The organism is Neobacillus sp. GCM10023253 (genome assembly GCF_042653105.1).
GTDB classification, from domain to species: domain Bacteria; phylum Bacillota; class Bacilli; order Bacillales; family Cytobacillaceae; genus Neobacillus; species Neobacillus citreus.
In genome coordinates, this window is the sequence record NZ_JBHSHV010000023.1 from 1 (window position 1) to 24,221 (window position 24,221).

A 24,221-nucleotide genomic window follows, 5' to 3' on the forward strand; every position below is an offset into this window, starting at 1 on the left:
CCGGCTACCGTAATAATAAAACCATATAAAAAAAGGTCAACCAGAAATATCTGGCTGACCTTATAATACGAAGCGGAGATTTTTCCGTTAGATGCAGAATAGTGCTCATTTCGGGATAAATAAGGGAAGCTTTTCCGATTATGCAAAGCAAAATTCCCCATTTTTACGTTTTTCGAGTCAATAGGCGGAATTTCTCCGTCTATTTAAGCTATTTTTAGTCTTATTTTCTAATTAAGGGAAATTCCTCCGTCTATTTATCAGCTCGGGTGCTTAACCTGATTCCCCAACCGATAAGAGCGGAACCCCTTGATCCCAGATACAGGAATCAACATCTTTTCATACCGAATTTTTATTCAAAATAATGCATAGAGCTTATATGTTAATTTGAAGTAAAACCCTCTTCTTTAAAGGGCTTATTAAGTCCTTTTCCCCCTGGCCACTTGATTATGTAAACTAATTGTGTATATAATAGTATTGTGGCAGACAAACGCAGTCTGCGAAATCGGATTTATTTACTTATTCTAAAATAAAAATTTGCTCAAAAAAACACATTCTATTACCCCCTAAAACAAGCATTCAATCTTGAAGGGTGTAGATTGAATGTGAAAATAAACTGCAAGAAGGAGGTAGGGTGTAAGGAGCATCATGGAAGGATGATTACATGAGTGTAGATCAAACTAAAGGTCTCCAAGAAGAAGGAAAAGACGATTATACATTTGATAAGGTTCCGGCAGGAAAACGGAATATGGGTTGGTTTAGCGTAACCAACATAACGTTTGGTATTGCCACTGCAATTTTTTATTTTCAAACAGGCAGTGTTATGGCCCTGCAGTATGGTGCAATGAATGCTATTATTTCAGCTATTTATGCCATCGTAATTGCTGGAGTCTTAGGTACGGTGATTGCCTATTTATCCGCGAAGTCAGGAATGAATGTAAACCTTATGTCCAGGCAAGGGTTTGGCTACATTGGTGCTTCGTTAACTTCATTAATATACGCATCGAATTTCATTATGTATTGCGCCTTTGAAGGTATGATTCTCGTTTCCGCAGTACATGCATTTTTCCCCGCAATTCCACTCTGGCTTTTAATTATTGTTTTTGGATCCATTGTCATCCCGCTAAATTGGTTTGGTATTAAACAACTAGATAAATTACAAAAATGGTCATTACCGATCTTCTTTCTATTTTTAATTACCATCATCATTGTTGCAGCCAATTTACCGTCTCAATTTGATGGTCACTTTTGGACCTATATGCCAAAAGGTGTACAGATAGGTGGAACAGGTTTACTTCTATGTATCGGGATGCAGCACGGTATTATGGGATTAACCGCCTTAATTGCGTCAGATTACGCGCGTTTCCTTAAACCAAGGGATATTAAACTTGGATCCATTATGATCGGATTTATTCCGCAAATTTTCTGTTTCGGTGTCATGGGCTTACTTGGAATATGGTTTGGTGTCCGGTTAGCTGAATCGAATCCGGGGGTTTATATTGTCACCATTCTTGGACTAGGTGGAGTTGCTTTTACGATGTTAACACAATTACGTATTAACGTTACAAATATTTATAGTGCTTCCCTGTCACTGTCCAATTTTTTCGAGAATGTATTCCATTTCAAACCTGGTCGCCGCTTCTGGGTTGTTGTTTCTGGCGTCTTGTCGATCGCACTAATGCTTGGAGGCATACTGGATTATTTAGGCAGTGCCATGACATTCCAAGGGGTTCTTTTAATGGCATGGGCGGCCATTTTAGTTACAGATGCATTAGTCGTGAAGAAGTTGCTTAAAATTGGACCGAAAGAATATGAAGCGAGACAGGAAAAATTATATAAATGGAATCCAGTTGGGGTTGCACCATTAATTATCTCAAGTGTTTTTGGAACGATTGCTGCATTGGGGTATATGGGAACGTTCCTGCAAAATACAGCCACTTTCTTTGCAGCCATCCTAGCCTCACTCCTCACTATTGTAATAGCTGTCTATACGAAGGGGAGATATTACAGTAAAGAGTCTGAGGAAGTAAAGGTAAAACATAAAAAAGAAAAACAGAGAAAACAGCCAACATTCACACAAGAAGTACCAGTTGATTAAAAAAGTGCCCACCATCCGAATCTTGTCGAGGAGAATTTGACAAAATTACGGGTAGTGACAGGCACTTGCCTAAAAAAACAGGTTGTCCTCACGTTTGGGGCAACCATTTAATAAATGATTAAAGACTTATTTACAAACAATTACTTCACGAGTAAATGACCCTTTTTTAACAACAGCGCGGTCAATCATGGTAAATCCCGCATTTATAAGGATTTTATCGATAAATTCAACCGTAACTACTACGACCTTCTTAGCAATCCTGCGTGCACATTGGAGTATTTCGAGCTGTTCTTCAGGCGATATGACAGAACACAAATTGTAGGGTAAATCGATAATCGCTACATCATATTGATTTGTGACATTTCGGATATCTGCCAATTTTACTTCTCCAGAAAGCCAAAAATGTGCGATATTTTCTCTAGCTCCACCAAGAATAAGAGGATTTCTATCGCTCCCAACTATATCAATCCCCATAGATAAGGCCTCTACCAGTACGGTCCCAATCCCACAGCAGGGGTCAATGGCCTTTATTCCACTTGGATCTGGAATGGCAATATTCACAATCGCTCTTGCCACGCGTGTGTTAAGCGCAGTGGAATAACTATGCGGTTTCTGTTGATGCCGAAACCAAACAGACTCACTTTTACTATAATCACCGAATACCCATCTTCCGTTTATATTCATAACGCCAAATAATCTCTTCGGATGATGAAGATCAGCCTCACCATTAATATGTAATCCGATTTCCTTCTCAATTGCCCGTCGGTATTCAATGCCGTTCTCTTCATTTTTTGCCTGCCCGCCATTTTTTACATAATACACTTTAAACGTTTCCCCAGTTACTTGCAGGGCTGCTACTTGTTCGATGAGATTTTGAAGACTTTGCCCCTCATAAATGACAGCAAGTCTTTCCTTTATAAACGGACTCCGACTTGGATCAATTTTCACATGGCTTTCCAAGATGCTTGTTTGTGACTCCTCCCCAAATAATGAGCGCATTTCCAAAGCACACAATGAACGTTCATCCCCATAGCAGGCATAAGTATAAATATAGGTCGTTAGTTTTTCGTGTTTACAATCCAATCGTTCTCATCCTTCGATCTCTCAAATAATAAAAGGCAATAGGTATGCTTTTATTCTGCACCTATCGCCTCTCTTGATAAAGTTTTACCTAAAAAACGCCTTGTCTATATTGTACTTCGACTTGAGTTCATTAATAATATACGTTTCGTATATTTCTCTATGGACAGGGTCTTCAATCACACAAACTTCAATTTTAGTGACTTCATCTCTATGCATTTTGATTGGGGATACCGTATCCTCAAAATGCTTTTTAATTCTTGATCTCAACTTCCTTGCTTTACCAACGAATAATAGTTCTTGTTTATTGTTATAGAACATAAAAATGCCGCCCTTATCTCTAGGGATAAGATGAAAATCAGTAAACCCATATATATTACTTAACTCAGGCTGATTCTGTTTGGTAATGGTAACACTTGGTTTTGGAATGGTTATGTTGATCACTACATTCACTTCCTCGTTTAATATCTCTTAAGATTATCATAACCGGAATTAAATTACCTCATTTACTTATGAACATACGAATAGGATCGCATTTTAATTTGGTGATGGTCCTTTCAGTCCCTCATTCACAATTATTATCAAAAAACAACTTTTGTGAGATACATCACAATTGGCAATCATTATTAATGCTATCATTATTAATGAAGTTAGGAAATAATTACCCAGAAGAGGCCGATTTTTTTCTCACTAATAATTGTACTATTTTATTCTTCTCATAATCGGAGATTATATATAGGAGGTTTTTTAAATGTCTGAAGAAAAATTGTCAGATTTAATTAGTCCTGAAGCTGTGATTAATTTTGAAACTGGTGCGATTAAAGCTAGCACTTTGGATTCAATCATCAACCTTTTGCCATTTGAAATGGGTTTTTGCGATGCAAACGATATTTTCCGTTGGTATTCAAATAATCCAAACCGCGTGCATGGTCGCCGTAAAGAAGCGATTGGTCGCCCTGTGCTTGAGCTTCACCCAAAAGTGGCTCACCACGTTGAAAAATTGTTAAATGATTTCCGTTCGGGCGCGCGCGATGAATGGGAATTTTGGTTCCCAAAACGCACGGGTGAAACCGGCCAAATTTACCAAAAATTCATGGCAGTACGCGATGAAAACGGAAAATACCTTGGCTGTATGGATGTGACCGTTAATATCGACCTTTTCCAAGGAAAAGAAGGTAAAAATACCCCTGAAACGATTGACGAATTTATAGCTGTTACGCCTAAATAATAAAAGAGAAGCCTGAAAAACACATTGAATTCCCATTTCAATGTGTTTTTTTATAATCATCACGATCGTTTTCATCTCCATTCCTAATTAAGTAACCAGAGAAAGTAAAATAAGCGGAGTTTTTCCGATTAAATGCAGAATGGAGCTCNTTGAAATCAAAATCTCCTATTTTCGCATTTTTCGAGTCAATAGGCGGAATTCTCCGTCTATTTATGCTATTTTTAAAGTTATTTAGAAAATAAGAGAAGTTTTTCCGTCTATTTATCTGATCTATCGGAAATGGTAAACTAAAACCCACCCTGCTCCTTCAGTCTTCTTCTTATAAGCATCAACCGTTCTCAGGTTCTTGCCTGCAAGCGAGCATTCATAAAGGTCCGGTATCCTTCTTCAAATCCCATATTATGTTTTAGCCTCTACCAACCTTAGAAAGAAGCTTTAACTAAAAACCTCATTTACTTTTGATACCGTTCCCCGCTTTTCTTCTAAATGAGATTTAATATGTGCTTGAAAATACGGGATTGGTTGGGTATTCTTAAAGCACAATCTCCCTTTAAGGATGTGTCTAACCTGCGATTAAATAAATATATTTCCGAGTCTGGAAAAACATCTAGACGCGGTGCAGATAAATTGATTAGTGAAGGAAAAGTGTTTATTAACGGAAAAGTTGCCACATTAGGAAGCCAAGTCGAACCAGGCGATGATGTTCGGATTGGAGGAAATCCGGTCAAAGTGGCTAAAAATTACGTTTATATTGCCCTAAATAAACCTGTTGGCATTACTAGTACGACAGAACGACATATTAAAGGAAATATTATTGATTTAGTCAACCATCCATTAAGAATATTTCATATCGGAAGACTGGATAAGGATTCAGAGGGTCTGATCCTCCTGACTAATGACGGAGATATTGTCAATGAAATTCTGCGGGCTGAACATAAGCATGAAAAGGAATATATCGTGACAGTAGACAAGCCCATCACTCCAGAGTTCTTAAAAAGAATGGCAGTAGGTGTAGAAATACTAGATACAAAAACGCTGCCTTGTAAAGTAGAACAGCTTTCTAAATATGTTTTTAAAATCATTTTGACACAGGGGTTAAACCGGCAGATTCGACGTATGTGTTCTGCCTTGGGATACCAGGTTTGTCGACTGCAACGAATACGAATCATGAATATCCATTTAGGGAACCTTCCTATTGGCCAGTGGAGAGATTTATCCAAAAAAGAACGTACTCAATTATTTAACGAACTTCATTATGAGCCAAAAGAATGGTAAAAAAAGTGCCTGTCACCACCCGAATGGTGCCGACGGCTGTAATAAGCTAGAATTCTCTAACCATGCTACCAGCTGATGCTCCTCGCCATCACGTTGGAAAACCTTTTGCTAACAGCCTTTAGTTGAGGAAATCTAGTCAAAAAGAAAATGAAGAAAGCCATGCGTCCATGGCTTTCTTCATTTTCTTTTTTATTCCTTTTCCCTGGCAGTACTTCTAAGATCAGGTACGTCCGTTTCCTCACCAAATTCAGTTCCATAATTTGGTTGCCCACTATAGTTACTCCGGTTCACTTCTCTGTTGGCATCCGTCGCTTCCCATCGCTTAAACAAGAGAGTTAAACAAACTAACCCGCTTAGACCAACTAGACTGTAAATAACTCTTGATAGGAAAGAGTCTTGTCCGCCAAATATTGCTGCAACCAAATCAAATTGAAAGAAACCAATTAATCCCCAATTTATAGCCCCAATGATGGTCAATGCTAAGGCAATTCTTTGCAGGGTATTCATGATTACACCTCCTTTCCAGCTTGATCATTTTATTCACATACAAATTAATACTCCTCGGTGAAATGTCTACACCTTAAGTACATTATTTGTAAAATTATTATTTTTATTAAAGGTAGGTTTCATACATGCCTGTCACGACCCGAAATTAATGGATAAAAATAAAGAGAGAAGTGCTGTAACACTTCTCCCTTCAACCTCTACCGTCCTAAATCAAACTTGTTTATTAAACCCGGAACTGCCCCTCTATTTCTTTTTCACCATTATAGTTGATGATGTAACTGTTGAGTTTCCTGCGTTGTCGAATGCTTTATAGGTGATGGTATAGATTCGGTCCGAACCGCTTATTTCATTCCTCAAATAAAAGTCGGTATCCGCCGTTCCATATTCCGCACCTTGAATATCCGGCTCAGGAATTTTCCCGCCCTTCACGACATCGGACTGACTGCTTGTGATCGACACGAGCTCAAACGAAGCAATACCGGATAAAGCATCCCAGGCATCCACAGCAGCCTTCACATTTATAAGCTTGCCGGTGTTGCCAATGATGACAGACGGATTGAACGTAACATTCAACACTGGCTTGGTTTTATCAATTTTCACTTGAGCTGTCTTTATCTCTTCCGTATTGCCTGCAACATCCACACTGCGGTATTCCAGTGTATTGATTCCTTCCGTTGATACAACGATGCTGCCTGTATACGTTGCCCATGCACCGCCATTGAGCCTAAATTCAATTTTTGCTACACCTGAATGGGAATCACTGCTAACAAGGCTCACAGTTGTATCACTGTTATACCAGCCATCCCCAACCGAAGTTGTGGTCGTCGGGGCCGTTTTATCTACTTTCACTTGCACTTGCTTGGTTGCTTCCACATTGCCAACCTTGTCGATACTTCTATACTCAAAGGTATTTATACCCTCCCCGCTGATCCTCACCGGACTACTGTAGGCAGTCCAACTCCCACCGTTTAGCCTGTATTCGGACTTTGCTACATCCGAAATGGAATCAGCAGCAGTCAGGCTTACTTCTACATCACTGTTGTACCAGCCAGTTCCTAGCGTGGAAGTGGTAGTGGCAGGAGCTGTTTTATCGATAACGAACTCCACTCTTTTTACCTCTTCCACATTGCCTGCCATATCCACACTTCGATATTCGACGGTGTTTGTCCCTTCCGTTCGAATATACGTCGGATCCTGATAGGTGGTCCAATTCCCGCCATTCACTCTGTACTCTGTCCGTGCTATACCGGATGTTCCATCTTGTGCAAGAAAGGAAAGTGGCACATCTACTTTGACCGGATAGGAAGGAATATCACCGATTTTTGTTTCCGGTTTTTGGGTATCGATTTTGATGGTACTGGTTTTTACATCTTCTTCATTGCCTGCTTTGTCGATACTCTTATATTCAACGACCGTTGTGCCGTCAACCGAGAGACTAAACGGCTCAGTGTATGGCTGCCATTCCCCTCCATTGATCCGGTAAAGCGTTTTTTCTATACCAGCGTCATTGTCTGAAGCAGTCAGTGAAACAGTCACGCCCGAACCATACCAGCCGTTCGTTCCAGTTTGGCCCTGGACATTCAGCGATGTCTCAGGTGCTACGGTATCCAGTGCATTCACAAGGATGTTGTATTGAGATAGATCCCTATGTTCAAAAGTACTGCCTTTGGAATAATCCTTGCTATTATAGTACGTGTAAAAATTGCCCTTTTTATCAACCGTTTCAATTGAATAGAGCGGCCAGGTGCCCGCTGGATCATTGGGGCTTGTCTCAAAAATCCCTTCGTATTTTAGAGTTTCAGCATTGTAGGTTAACTCTACGTCTTTAGTATCATAGCCGACAGGAAAACTATACGAAACATAGACATGATCAACCCCCGAGAGATCGTCAACAATGTCTGCCGATAGCTGCACCTGTTCGCCCTGCATGATGGTTGTTTTTGAAACGGAAAACCCGTTTAATGCCGGTGCTGTAAGGTCACCTACCGTTCCAACTACTTCAATATTATATGCACTAAAATCCCTTACTTCGTAGTAATCTTCTTGTGTCGGTGTCTGCCCATTTCGATAATAATAATGGTTATAGAGCTTATCACCCAATTGGATGGTGCCAATAGACCAAATTCCAGGAACATCATAAGGGTCGGCATAAAATGTGCCTTCATATTTTCCTGTTTCGGAGTTATAGGTCAGCTCAATACCTTTGCCGCCTTCACTATCCCCGTTTGGCGGTACAAAACTTACGTGTGCATATTCCACCCCAGAACCTTCTTCGATAATATCTGCTGACACTGTTATGGACTCTCCGCCAGCAGCACTTGTTGAAGAAAGAGATAAATCACCTAGCCTTGGTGCTATATCATCTATCAAAGTCCCATACACTTCAATATTGTATTGGGATAGATTCCTATATTCATAGGTTGATCCCTGATACGGTGTCTCTCTGTTATAAATACTATATTTGTTCCCCTGTTTGTCCTTCAAATAAATAGATGAAAGTTCCCATACGCCTGCACCATCATACGTGGATACATCGAATGAACCCTCATATTTTGACGTTTCAGGGTTAAAACATAAATAAACTGTCTTTGAATAACCGACTGGACCATCATAATAGGCATACGCTACATCCACCCCTGATTCCTCTTCGAGTATTTCCGCACTAAGCCTGATGGATTGGCCTTGAGTAGCACTAGTTCCGGATAAGGAAAGACTAGCTAGCTTTGGAGGTGTAACGTCACCTGCTGCTATTCCTTTGGACACCGGGGTTAGTAATGAAAATAGTAGAATCAGCGTTGTCAACTTAGCGAACAAAATTCTCCTTTTTCTTAAAAAAATCAATTCTCTCCCACACTTTCATTTAAAAATTATGTACCTCTTAATTTTACCTTATTTATCCAGTTGTGGTACACAAAAAGTTCTTTATTTCTAAAAATAATGTTCTTTAATAAGAATCTAAAGGTAATCTTCCTACTACATTGAAATGGAGAATAATAGAAAAGTAAGCGTACTATTAACCTTATGGATGATCGAGAGGGAATGATAACATGAACTAATAATTCGATAACCGCACAGCATGGGTGGTCACTGTGAATTGCGCCCCATATTTAGTTCATTAAATCTCCATGAGTAAAGATTCCTTATGCCAATAATTACGAGTAAAAAAGCCTCAGACAGAAGGGGTAATAACTTGAACGTTGCACTTAAAAATCGAATTATCGGAGAAGATGGTATTGTAGATACAACAATGATTGCCGATAATTATGATAATTACTTAGATGACTCAAAAGGCTATAGATATATAGGTAAAATTAAGGAGTGTGGCAATAATGGAGTTCTTGAAGGATATCGAGTATTATGGTGAAGATGTTACTGACTTTGAAGTAAGTCCCTTTGAATCAATTGATATGTTGTACCGTCGTAGCAGACTCTACAAAAATCCTTCAAAAATGACACGACAAGAGCGGATTCTTCTGATGAAATATGATATTTACTATGCTTGTTCTTTCACTAAATTTTTCTTTTCATAACTTTTCTTATTGATGGTAATAAACAAAGAAACGCTGCCTAACAAAAGTAAAATAAACGGAGATTTTTCGGTTAGATGCAGAAAGTAGCACGTTTCGGGGTAATTAAGGGAAGGTTTTCCGATTATGCAAAGCAAAATCCTCCATTTTTACGTTTTTCGAGTCAATAGGCGGAATTTCTCCGTCTATTTTAGCTATTTTTAATTTTATTTAGTAATTAAGCGAAATTTTTCCGTCTATTTATTTGATTGGGTACTTAACATGATCCCCAAACCGATATGAGCGGATCATCTTGATCCCAGATGTAGGAATCAACATCTTTTTAACGACTAGTTGAGTGAGTACTTTTTTTACCGTCTTATCACTTAGCTTCAAATACTTCTCGACTTCTTTTGGGGATAAGTCTTCTCCTTTTCGAATCGCTAGCCGAAGCACTTCCTTTTCGACAATGGACAGAGATGTCTGGTCCAGTTCATCACCCAGCCATTGGCCAATCACTTGCTGAACAATCTGTTGACATCGACGTGGCTTATCTTTAACTTGATCATAAGAAAATCGGACCACGGTCCATCCGTCAATCACTAACTGGTTTTGACGTTCAAGGTTGTCGGAAAATTGCCATCTGCTTATGTTCTTTAGGTGAGGGCCATACCCGTCGACCTCAAGGCAAATCCGGATGGTGGGACGAATGTAAGCAAAATCCAATTAAAAAAAGCTACAAAACGGGGTCTGACACCAATCAGTTAAAGCTTTAAAGTGTCGAGGGTCTGACCCCAAGAATTCGCAACTAGTTTGCAGCTGTTTTTATAAAAAGCTACCTTTTTCCTAAATTAATATTAAGCTAGGTAGTGTTAAAATTCTTAAACATTCAAAATATATCTATCTACCGCATAGGCAACACCATCATCGTTATTAGACTTAGCAACAAAGTCTGCTGCATCCTTTACTTCTTGAGAGGCATTATCCATGGCTATTGCAAGACCAGCAACCTCAAACATAGCTATATCATTATAACTATTCCCCATAACGACCACTTCATGAGATAAAATGTTCAGCCTATCCATTAGCTGATGGAGTGCTTTTCCTTTAGATGCGTTAATATTCATTACATCTAAATAAACATCATCTGAACGGGTAATATACAATTTTTCTTTATATTTTTGCTCTAAATGTTTGAATGCTTCTTCGATTTTGGGTGGAGTATTTGCATAAATGATCTTATATAGATCTTTGTCTTCCTCAACTTTGTTTATGACTCTAGCCTTTAATTTTTCCAGTTCCCAATGTACCTTGATCATACTTTCGTTAAAGGTATGGACTTCACCGTCAAAATATAAACTAATTGGGTACTGATTTTCTTGCCCGTATTGTATGATTTCTTTAGCTAAATGGATAGGTAAGCCTGTAGAATAATATACCTCGTTTGATACAGGATTTTTAATTAACGCGCCATTCGCCGCAATAATGGGTAAATCTATCTCTAAATCTTTAACATAAGGATAGATGGATTCATAAGGCCTTCCACTTGCCAATACAACGCTGGTCCCTTCTTGCTTCAGTCTATGAATGGCCTCTTTATTAGCATTCGACACTTGATGGTCATTATTTAGTAAGGTGCCATCCATATCCAGGACTACCAATTTATATTGCATAAATCTCATTCCTTACCTTTAGTTCTTCACTTCTTGAGCCTGAATTTGACCATAATATGCATTCTTACCGTGTTTTCTTAAAAAATGTTTATCGAGAAGGTAATCATCGATGGAATCAATTGCAGGGGACAAGCTTTGGGTATAGTAAGCTAGCTTCGCGATTTCTTCCATAATGACCGCATTTTCAACAGCTTTTAAAGGATCTTTCCCCCAATTAAAAGGTCCGTGACTATGTACAATAACACCTGGAACAAAATTAGGATTTAAGTCTTTGAATGTTTCAACAATGACTGTCCCTGTGTTCTTTTCATAGTCAGCAGCAATTTCAACCGGGGTTAATGGCCGGGTACAAGGGATTTCACCGTAAAAATAATCCGCATGAGTGGTCCCATAGGCAGGAATTGCTTTCCCAGCCTGTGCCCATTTCGTACACCACGGAGAATGGGTATGTACAACTCCACCGATTTCGGGAAATGCTTTGTATAACTCTAAGTGAGTCGCTGTATCTGATGATGGATTTAATTCACCTTCAACCTTATTTCCATCTAAATCTACTACAGGAAGGTCCTCTGCTCTTAACCGGTCATAGTCAACACCGCTTGGTTTAATCACAACTAGCCCCAGCTCGCGATCAATGCCACTCACGTTTCCCCATGTATAAATAACTAAATTTCGCTTTGGGAGCTGTAGATTTGCTTCTAAAACCTTTTTCTTCAGTTCTTCTAACAATTGAATCACTCCGTTCTTCTTTTAAAAAAAGAAAAGCAGGCTGGATTAGATTGAAATAATCTTTACCTACTTCTCCTTTTTCATTTTTGCAGATGCTATTGGTTGATCTTTGTTACACGCTTCATACTATCTTTTGTACTTACATACAAATTCTTATATTCCTCATAATACTGATCGTATACTTTCGTATTTTCAGGATTGGGGTAAATCGGTTCTTCGAAATCCAACCAATCTTTTAAGACATTAGGCTCTGTGATGATATCCGTTGCAATTCCTGCCAACACAGCATCTCCCAGCGGTGCCTCTACATCGTTTTTAATAATTCGAACTGGATAACCAGTCACGTCTGCATAAATTTGCGGCCAGTTCATAGATTTAGAGCCGCCTCCGACGATAATCAGCTCTTTGTCCAACTTGGCATCCGTTCCCAATACCATTTCCATATTATGACGAAGAGAGTAGGCCACGCCTTCCATGAATGCCTTATATAAATGACCCTTCGTGTGAACTAAGCTTAGTCCAAGCACGAGACCGCGTGCACTGCTGTCCCAAATTGGGCTTCTTTCACCCATGAAATAAGGAAGAACCAATAATCCATTAGATCCCGCCGGAATATCTTTTGCTTGCAAATCTAATAAGGTATAAGCATTGATGCCCAATTTATCTTCAACTGCTATTTCTTCCGTACCAATCACATTTCTAAACCATTTTAAGATTGCGCCCGCAGTTGCAGCTCCTCCAAAGGTATAGATAATCTCACTGGAATCCACACAGTGTGGCATACTTACTAGATTTGGAGATAAGTTTGGTGTTTTGGTAATAAAACCCCAGCACATGGAGGTTCCGAGCATCGCTACATGGTTCCCTTCAGCAAGAGCGCCCGCACCCATGGTAGCAACCGGAGCATCTACGCCGCCGCAAATGACAGGAGTGCCTGCTTTTAAGCCTGTCTTCTTAGCCGCTTCTTCGGTGATTCCGCCAACAATTTCTGTACATTCTACGAGTCTTTCAGGGAAAAAGCTCAAAGGAATTCCTAATTTATCGACCATTTCCTTTGACCATTTTCTTTCCCTTAAGTTAAAAACGCCACCGATGTTTCCTGCTGAAGAGTAATCAACCGCCACTTCTCCCGTTAATTTGTAAACGATATAAGGGGCAGGCGGTAAAAAGTACTGAATTTTATTCCAAACCTGCGGTAAGTTATTTTTCATCCAAAGAATTTTCGTAAATCCGAAATAGGAATTGACGGAGTTTCCTGTTACTTCAAATAACTCTTCCAAGTTAATATTTTCCTCAACCCACTTTACCTCTTCTTCAGCCCGTCGATCCATCCAAATTAAGCAAGGTGCCAATGGTTTCATATCTTGATCTACAGGGATTCCAGATCCACCGTACAAGCTGCTGATTGCAACACCTTTAATCTTTTCCGGATCGGCATTTGACTTTTCAACCACTGATTTTATTGTAAAATTAACGGCTTCTTCCCAAGGCTCAGGCCATTGCTGAGCCCAGGAAGGCTTTGGTGTTTCCACTTCATAGCCTTTATAGCTATGTGCCAACACTTTTCCGTTTGGATCAATTAATACTGCTTTTGTACCTGAAGTTCCTATATCAACACCAATTAAGTAATCCATATTATCACCCTTCATAAGAATCTATTATTCTAGTAACCTCATTAGGGCTTTAATAATACCTTGATGGCTTCTGGATGATGAGCCATTTCCATTGCTTCTGCAAAGTCTTCCACTTTATAAGTATGTGTAACGATTCCTTCAGCAGTTAATAGATTGCGCTCAAATAAGTCGATGGCAACTGGGTACGTGTATGGACCTAAGTGAGAGCCTCTTAGATCGAGTTCCTTCCTGTCACCGATGACGCTCCAGTCCGTTGTAACTTCACTGCCAAATACACTAAATTCGATAAATCTGCCCAGTCTTCTAATCATCTCTAAACCTTGTGTTACGCCAGATGGATGTCCAGTTGCTTCAATATAGACATCACAGCCATATCCTTCTGTAAAATCCTTCACGATTTTGATGGCATCTTCTTCTAGAGGGTTAATCACCATGTCCGCCCCAAGCTTTTTAGCTGTTGCTAATCTTTTCTTATTCGTATCTAAAACAATTAATTTCTTCGGTGTTTTTAAAGCAATGAGCTGGACCATACATAATCCTAGTGTACCTGCACCTGCTAGCACGACCACATCTTCAAATTCAATCGATGCTCTTTGAACGGTATGAACAGCACATGCCATTGGTTCTACTAGGGCTGCCTCTTCAGCGGTTACACCATCAGTAATTTTATAAATTCTTGCCGTACTGCTAAATTTCATATATTCAGCCCAGCCGCCTTCTGCGACATCTTTTTGAAATCCATAAATATTATGAACATCACACATCCAGTACTTTCCTGTTGTACAGAATTTACATTTCCCGCATGGGTTAATTTGGTCAGTCGTAACTCGGTCACCCACCTGAAGTCCATGTTTTTCAGCAGCGCCTTCTCCTAATTCGGCGACGATGCCATAGAATTCATGACCAGGAATAACCGGTGCTTTCATCCAAGGATCTTCTCCGCCCCAATACATTTGTGATCCATGGAATGCCTTTAGGTCGCTGCCGCAAATTCCGCAAGCTTCTACTTTAATCACGACTTCCTCTTTACCTGCTTTTGGTGTAGCTACTTCTTCCACACGGTAATCTTCTGGGCCATGTGCTACAACAGCTTTCATTGTTTCTGGTAATGCTGACACTCCAACTTCTTTTACTGTTTCTGGTACTACTGACATTTCTAACATCTCCCTGTAGGTTAATTTTTTTAAGGTTAATCTTTTTGACGGAAACTACTATAATAGATGGCTGCGACGATAATGGCCCCTTTTAGAACACGTTGAACATACGGGGATACACCCATTAGGTTTAGCCCGTTACTTAAAACCCCTAATAATAAGGCACCGAGGATGGTTCCAAAAATATGTCCGCGGCCGCCGGCAATACTTGTTCCACCTAATACAACGGCAGCAATAGCGTCCAATTCATATCCTTCTCCGGCCATCGGCTGGCCTGAAGAAAGTCTTGAGGTCATAATTAAACCACTGATGGCTGCCGTAATCCCACTGACTAAATAAACAAAGATCTTAATTTTTTTAACTTTAACACCCGATAATCTAACTGCTTCTTCATTACCGCCAATAGCATAAATATATCGGCCAATTGGCAAATGATTTAAGATGATATAAGCAGCGATAAACACTAATATCATGATCACGGCAGGCATTGGAATAACACCAAACAGATAGCCTCTTCCGATAAAAGCATAAGATTTTGATACTCCAGATAACGGATACCCGCCTGTGTAAAGCAAGGCAGCTCCTCGGGCAACCTCCATCATCGCTAATGTAACAATGATGGCTGGAATTCTGGCATGGGCAATAAATAAACCATTAATGTAACCAAGCACCGCACCTAAAACAATCCCAATTAAAACAGCTGCAATTGGCGGCATTCCCATGTTGATCATCATGCCCACCATAATTGTGCCGGTGAACGCCATCACAGAACCGACCGACAAATCGATACCGCCTGTTAATATGACAAAGGTCATACCAACAGCTAAAATTCCGTTAATGGAGACCTGTCTAACAATATTTGAGATGTTTTCCCCCGTTAAAAACTGTGTAGTAGAAAAACTAAAGAATGCACATAGGACAAGGAATCCCAGTAAGGTTAACATCTCAGGCGTTTTAAACGTTTCCTTAACGTTAAATACTTTTGATTGATAAGATAATTTCTGGACATTTACATCATTCATCCCTAAACACCACCCGTTGCGTAATACATTACTTTTTCAGAATCAGCTTTTCTTCCATCGATTTCTGCCTTTATTTTTCCTTTATGCATGACGAGAACTCGATCACTCATCCCTAAAATCTCCGGTAATTCTGAAGAAATCATAATAATCGAGAGCCCCTTATCCGCCAGGTTTCTCATTAACTTATAAATCTCTTCCTTAGCACCAATATCAATTCCACGGGTAGGCTCATCAAAGATTAATACTTTACAGTCCGTATTTAGCCACTTTGCTAACACGACCTTTTGTTGATTCCCGCCGCTTAAATTTTTGACCATTTGCCTGCTGCTTGGTGTTTTGATTAATAAGTCTTTAATCGATTGATCAATAAGGGAATCTTCTTTTTCCTTGTTAATGACTCCAAAAAAGCCCGTAAGTTCTTTTAAAATAGGTAAACTAATATTATTTTTTATCGTCATATTGAGGACGAGACCTTGAGTCTTTCGACTTTCTGGAATGAGGGCGATCCCATGTGCCAAGGCATCAGTAGGGTTTTTAATATCGACCTTTTTCTGGTTGATATATACTTCCTTCTCCTTTGCAGGGTCTGCGCCAATTAGCGCTCTTACCGTCTCGGTTCTGCCAGATCCGACAAGACCGGCAATACCGATAATTTCCCCCTTTTTCAATGAAAACTGAATATCTGTAATACTTTTATTACTTAACTTTTTCACTTCCAACAGCATTTCTTCTTTGCCTTCATGTGATGGCTTATCAGGAAACGCATTGACAATTTCACGGCCAACCATCATTTTTACAATATCCTGCTTTGTAACGTCCTTTATTTCTCTGGTGCCGACCCATTCCCCATCCCGCAAACACGTCATTCGATCACACATTTTGAGGATTTCGTCCAAATGATGCGATATATATATAATGGTTACACCATCAGCTTTCAATTTCTCAATTAACTCAAATAATTTATCAATTTCTTTTCCAGTTAAACTGGCCGTCGGTTCGTCAAAAATTAATACCTTTGTATCAATGGCAATGGCTTTAGCAATTTCAATAAATTGCTGGTTTGCGACACTCAAATGAGCGACAGGCTTGTTCAGGTCAATATCTGCATTTAACCTTTTCATGACTTCTTCTGCTTCTTTTCTCATCTTTTTTCTGTCTAATAGTCCATTTGCTTTTCTTTTTTCACGTCCTAAGAAAATATTATCCACACCGCTCAAATAGGGAATTAAACTAAACTCTTGATGAATGATACTGACTCCTAACTGTTGTGCTTGCTTAGGATCTTGGAAAATGACTTCCTTGCCATCTAAGCGAATTTCACCTGTTGTCGGGGTATAAACACCTGAAAGAATTTTCATGAGTGTAGACTTCCCCGCCCCATTTTCCCCAACTAACGCGTGAACCTCACCGCGTCTAATATCGAAACTGACGCCTTTTAGGGCTTTAACTCCGGGAAATTCCTTCGTTATATTCACAATTTCTAATACTTTATCCATAGCAATCACCTTCCCCTCTTACATTTTTTTGGAGCAGGCGTTTACCCATCATGTAAACGCCTGCCCGATTGTGACAATTACCAGCTGAAGCCTTTTGCGTTTTCTTTAGTTTGTAATTTAACATCAATTGGAACTTCTTTAGGCACTACTTTTGCTCCCCAAAGTTTAGATAATGCCATACCTAGACCAATTCTCACCTGGTCTCTTGGATATTGTGCTGTAGTAGCTTTAAAGACTCCGCCTTTTAAAATGGCTTTAATAGCTTCTGGGTGACCATCAACGCTATAAAGTGATACATTTTTACTAGCTGCTTCGATTGCACCTAGAGAACCTAGAGCACCTTCATCATTTACACTGAATATGGCATTTAGATCTGGATTAGCTTGTAACATATTCTCTGTGACTTTCATTGCTTCTGCTCTGTCTTGTTTACCGTTTTGAGTGTTTACGATTTCAATTCCAGGATTCTCAGCAATCGCTGCTTTAAAGCCTTTAACACGTTCAAGGATAGGTACTACTGGAATACCATCTAGAATTGCAACTTTACCTTTCCCACCTAAATCCTCAGCCATCTTTTTACCTGCTAAATAACCAGCATCATAGTTTTTGGATCCAACAAAGGAGTCGATTGGACCTGATGCCTGTGCGTCAACCGCCACGACGATCACACCAGCTTTTTTAGCTGCAACAACTGCTGATTCTACACCCTTACTATCTGTAGGGTTAATTAATAAAATGTCGATTTTCTTTTGAATCATATCGTCAATATCATTGATTTGTTTGGAGACGTCATGCTGAGCATCTGCAATAACAACTTCTGCCCCAATTTCCTTTGCAGCATCTTCCAAGGCTTCTTTCATGGAAATAAAGTAAGGATTATTCATTTCCTGGAAGGACATACCGATCTTTATCTTTTTTGCTTTGTTCTCCCCTGCAGCACTACTGCTTTGATTCGAACAGCCGGCCGCTACTAGCATGATGCATGCTAGTAAAAGCGCAAACATTTGTTTTGACAGTCTTTTCATTTTTTATTCACCCCATATTTTTATTAAAAAAACCTTTGTTATTTTAAGAAGAATATAAAACGTTTTCCAAAATTCAAAAGATAATCGTAATGGATGGAAACGATGACCTATGGATTTTCTCTTCGTTTTTATTCTTCATAAAAATACTGTTGAATATCTAATTGATGATGAATATCACCCCTTTCAAATGTCGTTCATCTCCTGAACGCGTTTTCATATACACGCAAAAATAAAAAATGCCTTATAAACGCAGTCATTATGTTTTCAAAAAAACATAAAAATTGCGTATATAAGGCACCCATAGCCATCATAAATTTTATACCAGCCGTAAGCATAAAATTTAAAGTATTTAATTTTGAAATGTCATTATTCTATACCACACATGAGTATAGAATTCGAATGAAATATTACATTCTTGTAACTATATGTTCATTATAGTTTCACAGATTGTAAGAGTCAAGCGCAAATTTTTCGAATACTCGACATTTTATGATAACCGTTTAAGAATGAAATAAAGCATCTGCTTCAATAAGTTCTTTTGCGATCACGACTAGTTTTTTATTTTTGTCCCTGCTCATTTGCTGCAGTCGTTTCATCGCGTCTGCTTCTTTTAAATTCATTCTCTCCATTAAGATTCCTTTTGCTTTTTCGATATGTTTGCGTGCTTCCAATGCATTCTTCGTACTGTCTAGCTCATCCTGTAATTTCTTAAATTCTTCAAACCTAGATAAACTAATATTGATAGCAATCTTTAAATCCCCAATATCGATAGGCTTTAGTAAATAATAGAGTACTCCTTCTTCCGTCGCTCGATTGATTAGTTTTTCATCATGATAGCCGCTGACAATAATGCTGGGAATAAATAGGGTTTCATTAATCCTTTTAATCGCATCGATACCGTCGAGATTTGGCATATTAATATCCATAATGACGAGATCCGGCTTTGTTTCTAGCGCTAATTCTACTGCCTTCAACCCGTCTGTAGCGGTCCCAACTACCTCATGACCCAGCTTCTCGACGTAGGACTTAATCCCCATTAAAACTAAAAATTCATCCTCAGCAAGTAAAATCCGTAATGATTTTTTCATAGATCATCACCATCCATTTGATCTTTACTTTAACCTTTAAATGAAAGCGTTACCCAATTTACATATACTATCTATAGTAACATCGTTTTTAAAAAAATCTATACTTTGATTGGAAAAATTTCTTAGACTTCAGATGAAGATGATTTATGATTATAATAGTATTAAATAAAAGGTGGAGGCAGAATCTTGTCGAAATTTATATTTGAATGTAGAAACGTTACAAATAATACCCCTGATGGATATATAAAAAATATAAATTTAAATTTAAGATATTCAGAAATTCATGCAATCATTGTCAAAAACAGCTCCGAACAAAAAGTATTGATCGAGTCTATAAAAAATTTACTAGATCATCCAAATGCGCAGGGTGAATTAAGATTTAAGGATCAGAGCCTTAAAAAAAATAAATACAACAAGAATAAAATTGCCATATTACATCAAAAGCCGTCATTAATTAACAACTTCTCCGTTGCGGAAAATCTCAATTTAGGAAATATACCTACAATGAGATTTCTTCCGTTTATCAATTGGCGTAAAATTAAGAGTAAGTCAAAAATTTATTTAGAAAAGTTAGACTTCCCCATCGATTATCGAACCAAGGTACGAAATTTATCAGATGAAGAAAGACGACTTGTCTATATAACCCGCACGTTCTTACAATACCCTGAAGTCATTATCATGCACGAACCGATGGAGGGACTGTCCTCTGAAAATGCAACAAAGCTATACAATACCATGAAGCAATTTAAAGAAGAAGGAAGAAGCATTATATATATCACGAAACAATGGGAAGATGCCTTAAAGCTTGCTGATCGAATATCGATTCTTTCCAAGGGGACCATTACGGATGAAATGCCAGCTGACAAAGCAAAAAGTGACCCGCAAAGTTTGTTAAGGAAGATTGAAGATTACAATTTTAAAGAGAACGATAGGTTTAATGATGATGATAACGATACAAAAAGCGTCCTTGATGCTGTTTTTAAAGCGGCAGAATTTCTGACATCGGAATATGAGCTAAAAGATGTATTATTACTGTTAGCGAAAGAAGCCACCCGTGTCATGAATGCGGATGGCTGCTCCATTAAACTAATCGATGAGTCCACCTGGAGTACGATTGATGATTTTGAATTCAATAATAAAAAAAACATAAAAGCCCATTTAACAAAAGAAGCCATTTTATTAATCGCGAAAGGGAAAGACATTTTTTATGCCAATCAAAATGATCACGAATTCGACTCATTGTTTGAAAAGATCGATAACGTAAAAACCATTATCTGTGTTCCTGTTTTTATTAGATCTCAAGTCACAGGGATCATTCAATTATCTTACGAAAACTTTTATGTTCATTCGAAAGAGGAGTCTAAACATTTATCAGCTTTAGCTCTCCATGCTGCCATTGCGATTGAAGATACAAGATTATTAGGGAAATCGGCCTTATTACAAGAAAGTCATCATCGTATAAAAAATAATCTTCAATCGGTTGTAAGCTTGATATCATTACAAAAAATGTTTGTAAAAAATACCCCTGATCAATCCATTGATGATTTATTGGATAGTATTATTAATCGAATCAAAAGTATTGCTTCCGTCCATAATCTTCTTTCTAAAGACAAATTAGGAAGAAGTATCATTAACGTTAAACAAATTATTGAAGCGATTATAGGTCTCATTAATGATGAGCCAAAAGTTGAGATCCATTTAGATTTGGATGATATTTTGATCCCGTATAACAAAGCTACATCTATTGCGCTTATGATTAATGAGTTAGTCATGAATTGCTTTAAACATGCCTTTAAAGAAATGGAATCAGGTATGATCGATATTCAATGCAAACGGTTCGATGATTATATTTTCTTATCAGTTCGTGATAATGGGCGTGGATTTCCAGAAGACTTTGATATCACAAAAGTAGATAGTCTTGGATTATCTATTTTGCAAGGAATTGTCGCCAGCGACTTTCAAGGGGAAATGACTTTTAAAAGTGAAAAAGAAAATACAATCGTTGAAATCAAATTACCAACCGAGCGTATTTTTCTACATTGGTAAAAACATTTATCGGTTCCACTGCCCCCCTCTCCCCCGAATAATAGCAATAAGAAGTCCAAAAAAGCATATAAAAAAAGTGTCACCACCCGAATAATGTGGACAAAATATAACAAATTACGCGCAGTGACAGGCATTGGCTTTCCTGGACAGGCAACACCGTCAACATTCGGGCATTTTGGGATGGCAATAACACGGAGCGATTGGATAGCGTTTTTGGAACATTATTGGTTAGTTGGTATAGAATAACTTAGAAAAACCAAAATGAACTGGCACAATACCAGTAGATTAATATTTGTAAATAAAAACTCTAATAGTATTGAATACTGTTAGAGTTTTTTTCTCATCTTAAAATATGCTACAAATAAGGATCCGGCTTAATTTTAAGGGCGAATAATAGATTATTAAGATTGAGTTTAAACGAACCATAGTCTATTTCTTCATTGTTTTTTGATTGACGCACCATGTTTTGGATTTTATCCCAATCTTGTCTTAATCCTCGAGGAATGTCATCTTCCTTTTTTCGGACTTTCTTTAAAGTATCTAAATGTCTATTCATAAGTTCCTCATACGTCATTTTAGGTATGATCGTAGCAGCCCTATCACGTTCCGCTTGCAGCACTAACATTTTCTGTTGTCTTTTCATCACCTGGAACTCTGATAGTTTCATGATGTGCTCATCAAGAAGTGGGAATCCCACGTCCGTAAATGCTTTAATCTCCTCATTATGGAAGTCATCTGGTAGATCTTCCTCGATGAACTCTTCTTCCGCCATTTTTCCTAGTAACTCTTCTCTTTTCCAGGGAGCCAAATGATCAAATACTTTTCTCTGAGAATCATTAAAGCGGTTATATACCTTTTGGAACTGTACCTCTTTGTCATAAGTAGATTTAATTTGATACAAGGTTTGAATTTGACGGTCGGTAAGGGGAAGACCAACCTCAACTTGCTTAATGATCTCTTCCGGCAACGTCTCCATATAACGAAATTTATCTAATGAGAAAAATTGCTGATTCAGGTATTTCATAAGGATTTCATCTCTTTCTAAATCGATGGTATGGAATCCTTTTTTGATATCGCTTATGATTTCCGGGGATAAGTTGGTGTAGTTTTCTAGGCAGGTTTCTCCTAATTTATAGATTTTCTTCTCTTTCGTATGTAAAACGATATACTGATATCTTAATGGAGTGCCGCATTCACAGCGGTATGGCTTGTTCCCAAAACCACCGTCTAATATCTCTCTGAGCACCCAGGAATCCAGTTCTTCTTCTACCTCTTCTTCTGTCATTCCTTCGAATAAGGTAACACCTTTCTTATGAGAAAGGATCTCTAGCCATTTACTCTTTTTACTTCTTTTGAGATGTTCACTTAGGAATTCTTTCTGTTTAGGAGTTAATGTATTTTGAATTTCATTAACTTCTCTTTCTGTTAAAGGATCCATATGTTCACCACCATTTTCTCCCATTCTAACATAACAAGTGCCTGTCCCGCCCTGATGCTTGAAACATGCAAGGTGATACGCTCTATTCTTATACAAAAAGAAAAAGAAATGCTCAAGTCAGAAACTGATGAAAAAATTAGAGATGTAGCTTTTTATATTTGTCAGTGAACACTGAAACATTTACTTCTTGCGGTAATGGGAGTTGAAGAAGGACATTTAAAGGGTTTTAATTCAAAACGCTCAGAGAATATTACTCTGAGCGTTTGATTTTATCGTTTCGCTTATTCCCGTTACATTTTCAAGTTTTCCTTGTCTATGTGGATAAAATAAAGACGTAAAGCATCATATTGTTCGGATTATCTTCATGTTAGAGAACCAAATCTAATTTTTTTATTTTAGTTTATTATATTCTTCTTTAATCTTTTCAACTGTTTTCTCTATTTGCTCTCCCCAATGATCATTTTTGGTATTAAAAATAACATTCCCCTCTTTATCAATCATTCCATAACCTCTATAAGCCACACCATCTTTCTTCATTCCCATTTTGCCAATTAATTTAAATTTTGGATCAGAAATAAAGGAGAGACTATATCCAAAAGTTTCCTCCAATTTATTATGTAATGAAAGTAGCTCTTCTGGTGTATCACTACTAATTACAAACATTTCAATATCCATTTTATCTAATTTATTAATATTTTTATGCAACTGAACCAGTTGCTTCTGACAGAGAGTTCATTTATACGTTGTTATAAAAAAGAATACTGTTGGTTTTTCTAAAGGAAAAGTTACCTCTTTTTGTTCGTGATTTAATAAAGTGATTGGTTCGGTAAGCGTCTTTTGTCCAAATGCTGATAATACTAGAAAAGAAATTAAGGACAAGACTATAATTATAGTTCGCATTTTTAATTCCTTTCTTATAAATTTAAAAAACCGTTTGGATTTTCAGATTGGAGCGGGTCTAAATACCCGCTATTTTTAATTTTTAATTTGCCATTAGTTCTTCCTCCTTAGTGGATTTTCTAAAAATCCCATAATATTCATCCCCATTTTTTTATTAGAATGAACGAACCAATGAAACATTATCCAAGTTTTTTTCTAATTAACCCTTCAAAAGATTCAAAAGCCCTTTTCAATGAAAAGGGCTCAGACTGTCGACAAATTCGAAAAACTTCGGGTTTGCTGGCAGTCTTTTTTGTATAATTAAGGTATAGAGATTTTTATGGGG

The 24,221-nt window shown here is 38.1% G+C and carries 19 protein-coding genes and 1 pseudogene; 5 read left to right on the forward strand and 15 right to left on the reverse strand.

The genetic code is table 11. The features are described 5' to 3' along the window. Nucleotides 1–661 precede the first annotated feature (661 nt). Complete coding sequence (locus ACFPA1_RS22380) at nucleotides 662–2,095, forward strand: purine-cytosine permease family protein (RefSeq protein WP_378585725.1); 1,434 nt, start codon at nucleotides 662–664, stop codon at nucleotides 2,093–2,095. Nucleotides 2,096–2,221: 126 nt separating this feature from the next. Here the strand turns inward: ACFPA1_RS22380 and ACFPA1_RS22385 are convergent, their stop codons facing one another. Together ACFPA1_RS22385 and ACFPA1_RS22390 are read right to left on the reverse strand one after the other, a co-directional pair. After that, the gene (locus ACFPA1_RS22385) at nucleotides 2,222–3,178 is read right to left on the reverse strand and encodes a TRM11 family SAM-dependent methyltransferase (RefSeq protein ID WP_378585727.1); all 957 of its coding nucleotides are present in this window, start codon (nucleotides 3,176–3,178) and stop codon (nucleotides 2,222–2,224) included. An 84-nt stretch (nucleotides 3,179–3,262) separates the two neighbouring features. Further along, entirely contained in the window at nucleotides 3,263–3,619 is a 357-nt protein-coding gene (locus ACFPA1_RS22390) for a nucleotide excision repair endonuclease (protein WP_378585730.1), read from the reverse strand. 307 nt (nucleotides 3,620–3,926) lie between these two features. On the opposite strand from ACFPA1_RS22390, the gene ACFPA1_RS22395 reads away from it, so the two are divergent. Together ACFPA1_RS22395 and rluF are read left to right on the forward strand one after the other, a co-directional pair. After that, nucleotides 3,927–4,403 (forward strand): PAS domain-containing protein, encoded by a 477-nt coding sequence (locus ACFPA1_RS22395; protein WP_378585733.1) that lies wholly within the window; start codon nucleotides 3,927–3,929, stop codon nucleotides 4,401–4,403. A 498-nt stretch (nucleotides 4,404–4,901) separates the two neighbouring features. After that, entirely contained in the window at nucleotides 4,902–5,678 is a 777-nt protein-coding gene (gene rluF / locus ACFPA1_RS22400) for a 23S rRNA pseudouridine(2604) synthase RluF (protein WP_378585736.1), read from the forward strand. Between the two features lie 189 nt (nucleotides 5,679–5,867). On the opposite strand, the gene ACFPA1_RS22405 is transcribed toward rluF, so the two are convergent. Together ACFPA1_RS22405 and ACFPA1_RS22410 are read right to left on the reverse strand one after the other, a co-directional pair. Further along, a complete protein-coding gene (locus ACFPA1_RS22405) occupies nucleotides 5,868–6,185 on the reverse strand; it encodes a DUF378 domain-containing protein (protein WP_378585738.1) in 318 nt (105 codons plus the stop codon). 243 nt (nucleotides 6,186–6,428) lie between these two features. After that, nucleotides 6,429–8,999, reverse strand: coding sequence for an OmpL47-type beta-barrel domain-containing protein (locus ACFPA1_RS22410; protein WP_378585741.1), 2,571 nt, complete (start codon nucleotides 8,997–8,999; stop codon nucleotides 6,429–6,431). Nucleotides 9,000–9,375: 376 nt separating this feature from the next. Here ACFPA1_RS22410 and ACFPA1_RS22415 point away from each other — a divergent pair, with 376 nt between their 5' ends. Continuing rightward, nucleotides 9,376–9,549 carry a hypothetical protein gene (locus ACFPA1_RS22415; protein WP_378585744.1) on the forward strand — a complete coding sequence of 58 codons (174 nt, stop codon included), beginning with the start codon at nucleotides 9,376–9,378 and terminating at the stop codon, nucleotides 9,547–9,549. A 403-nt stretch (nucleotides 9,550–9,952) separates the two neighbouring features. On the opposite strand, the gene ACFPA1_RS22420 is transcribed toward ACFPA1_RS22415, so the two are convergent. The 9 genes from ACFPA1_RS22420 to ACFPA1_RS22460 form a co-directional block, all read right to left on the reverse strand. Further along, on the reverse strand, nucleotides 9,953–10,417 hold the full coding sequence (locus ACFPA1_RS22420) for a DNA-binding response regulator (protein WP_378585747.1): 465 nt from the start codon (nucleotides 10,415–10,417) through the stop codon (nucleotides 9,953–9,955). A 155-nt stretch (nucleotides 10,418–10,572) separates the two neighbouring features. After that, nucleotides 10,573–11,364, reverse strand: coding sequence for a Cof-type HAD-IIB family hydrolase (locus ACFPA1_RS22425; RefSeq protein ID WP_378585750.1), 792 nt, complete (start codon nucleotides 11,362–11,364; stop codon nucleotides 10,573–10,575). Between the two features lie 18 nt (nucleotides 11,365–11,382). Next, entirely contained in the window at nucleotides 11,383–12,093 is a 711-nt protein-coding gene (locus ACFPA1_RS22430; RefSeq protein WP_378585752.1) for an L-ribulose-5-phosphate 4-epimerase, read from the reverse strand. A gap of 95 nt (nucleotides 12,094–12,188) precedes the next feature. After that, nucleotides 12,189–13,727 (reverse strand): FGGY-family carbohydrate kinase, encoded by a 1,539-nt coding sequence (locus ACFPA1_RS22435; protein ID WP_378585754.1) that lies wholly within the window; start codon nucleotides 13,725–13,727, stop codon nucleotides 12,189–12,191. A gap of 41 nt (nucleotides 13,728–13,768) precedes the next feature. After that, entirely contained in the window at nucleotides 13,769–14,881 is a 1,113-nt protein-coding gene (locus ACFPA1_RS22440; RefSeq protein ID WP_378585757.1) for an alcohol dehydrogenase catalytic domain-containing protein, read from the reverse strand. A gap of 35 nt (nucleotides 14,882–14,916) precedes the next feature. Further along, nucleotides 14,917–15,903 (reverse strand): ABC transporter permease, encoded by a 987-nt coding sequence (locus ACFPA1_RS22445; RefSeq protein WP_378585759.1) that lies wholly within the window; start codon nucleotides 15,901–15,903, stop codon nucleotides 14,917–14,919. 2 nt (nucleotides 15,904–15,905) lie between these two features. Beyond that, the gene (locus ACFPA1_RS22450; protein ID WP_378585761.1) at nucleotides 15,906–17,399 is read right to left on the reverse strand and encodes a sugar ABC transporter ATP-binding protein; all 1,494 of its coding nucleotides are present in this window, start codon (nucleotides 17,397–17,399) and stop codon (nucleotides 15,906–15,908) included. A 77-nt stretch (nucleotides 17,400–17,476) separates the two neighbouring features. Further along, on the reverse strand, nucleotides 17,477–18,424 hold the full coding sequence (locus tag ACFPA1_RS22455; protein ID WP_378585764.1) for an ABC transporter substrate-binding protein: 948 nt from the start codon (nucleotides 18,422–18,424) through the stop codon (nucleotides 17,477–17,479). Between the two features lie 500 nt (nucleotides 18,425–18,924). Continuing rightward, nucleotides 18,925–19,512 (reverse strand): ANTAR domain-containing response regulator, encoded by a 588-nt coding sequence (locus ACFPA1_RS22460; protein WP_378585766.1) that lies wholly within the window; start codon nucleotides 19,510–19,512, stop codon nucleotides 18,925–18,927. Nucleotides 19,513–19,698: 186 nt separating this feature from the next. Here ACFPA1_RS22460 and ACFPA1_RS22465 point away from each other — a divergent pair, with 186 nt between their 5' ends. Further along, nucleotides 19,699–21,558, forward strand: coding sequence for a histidine kinase dimerization/phosphoacceptor domain -containing protein (locus ACFPA1_RS22465; RefSeq protein ID WP_378585768.1), 1,860 nt, complete (start codon nucleotides 19,699–19,701; stop codon nucleotides 21,556–21,558). Between the two features lie 355 nt (nucleotides 21,559–21,913). Here ACFPA1_RS22465 and ACFPA1_RS22470 read toward each other — a convergent pair whose 3' ends face one another. Both ACFPA1_RS22470 and ACFPA1_RS22475 read right to left on the reverse strand, forming a co-directional pair. Continuing rightward, a complete protein-coding gene (locus ACFPA1_RS22470; RefSeq protein ID WP_378585771.1) occupies nucleotides 21,914–22,996 on the reverse strand; it encodes a hypothetical protein in 1,083 nt (360 codons plus the stop codon). A gap of 390 nt (nucleotides 22,997–23,386) precedes the next feature. Beyond that, nucleotides 23,387–23,713, reverse strand: a pseudogene (locus tag ACFPA1_RS22475) (redoxin domain-containing protein); the annotation flags it as partial. Nucleotides 23,714–24,221: the final 508 nt, after the last annotated feature.

Coding starts and splice junctions, on each gene's coding strand:
- ACFPA1_RS22445 (WP_378585759.1), bottom strand. CDS start 15,903: ATGAATGATGTAAATGTCCAGAAATTATCTTATCAATCAAAAGTATTT.
- ACFPA1_RS22440 (WP_378585757.1), bottom strand. CDS start 14,881: ATGTCAGTAGTACCAGAAACAGTAAAAGAAGTTGGAGTGTCAGCATTA.
- ACFPA1_RS22425 (WP_378585750.1), bottom strand. CDS start 11,364: ATGCAATATAAATTGGTAGTCCTGGATATGGATGGCACCTTACTAAAT.
- ACFPA1_RS22435 (WP_378585754.1), bottom strand. CDS start 13,727: ATGGATTACTTAATTGGTGTTGATATAGGAACTTCAGGTACAAAAGCA.
- ACFPA1_RS22405 (WP_378585738.1), bottom strand. CDS start 6,185: ATGAATACCCTGCAAAGAATTGCCTTAGCATTGACCATCATTGGGGCT.
- rluF (WP_378585736.1), top strand. CDS start 4,902: ATGTGCTTGAAAATACGGGATTGGTTGGGTATTCTTAAAGCACAATCT.
- ACFPA1_RS22455 (WP_378585764.1), bottom strand. CDS start 18,424: ATGAAAAGACTGTCAAAACAAATGTTTGCGCTTTTACTAGCATGCATC.
- ACFPA1_RS22470 (WP_378585771.1), bottom strand. CDS start 22,996: ATGGATCCTTTAACAGAAAGAGAAGTTAATGAAATTCAAAATACATTA.
- ACFPA1_RS22380 (WP_378585725.1), top strand. CDS start 662: ATGAGTGTAGATCAAACTAAAGGTCTCCAAGAAGAAGGAAAAGACGAT.
- ACFPA1_RS22395 (WP_378585733.1), top strand. CDS start 3,927: ATGTCTGAAGAAAAATTGTCAGATTTAATTAGTCCTGAAGCTGTGATT.
- ACFPA1_RS22450 (WP_378585761.1), bottom strand. CDS start 17,399: ATGGATAAAGTATTAGAAATTGTGAATATAACGAAGGAATTTCCCGGA.
- ACFPA1_RS22460 (WP_378585766.1), bottom strand. CDS start 19,512: ATGAAAAAATCATTACGGATTTTACTTGCTGAGGATGAATTTTTAGTT.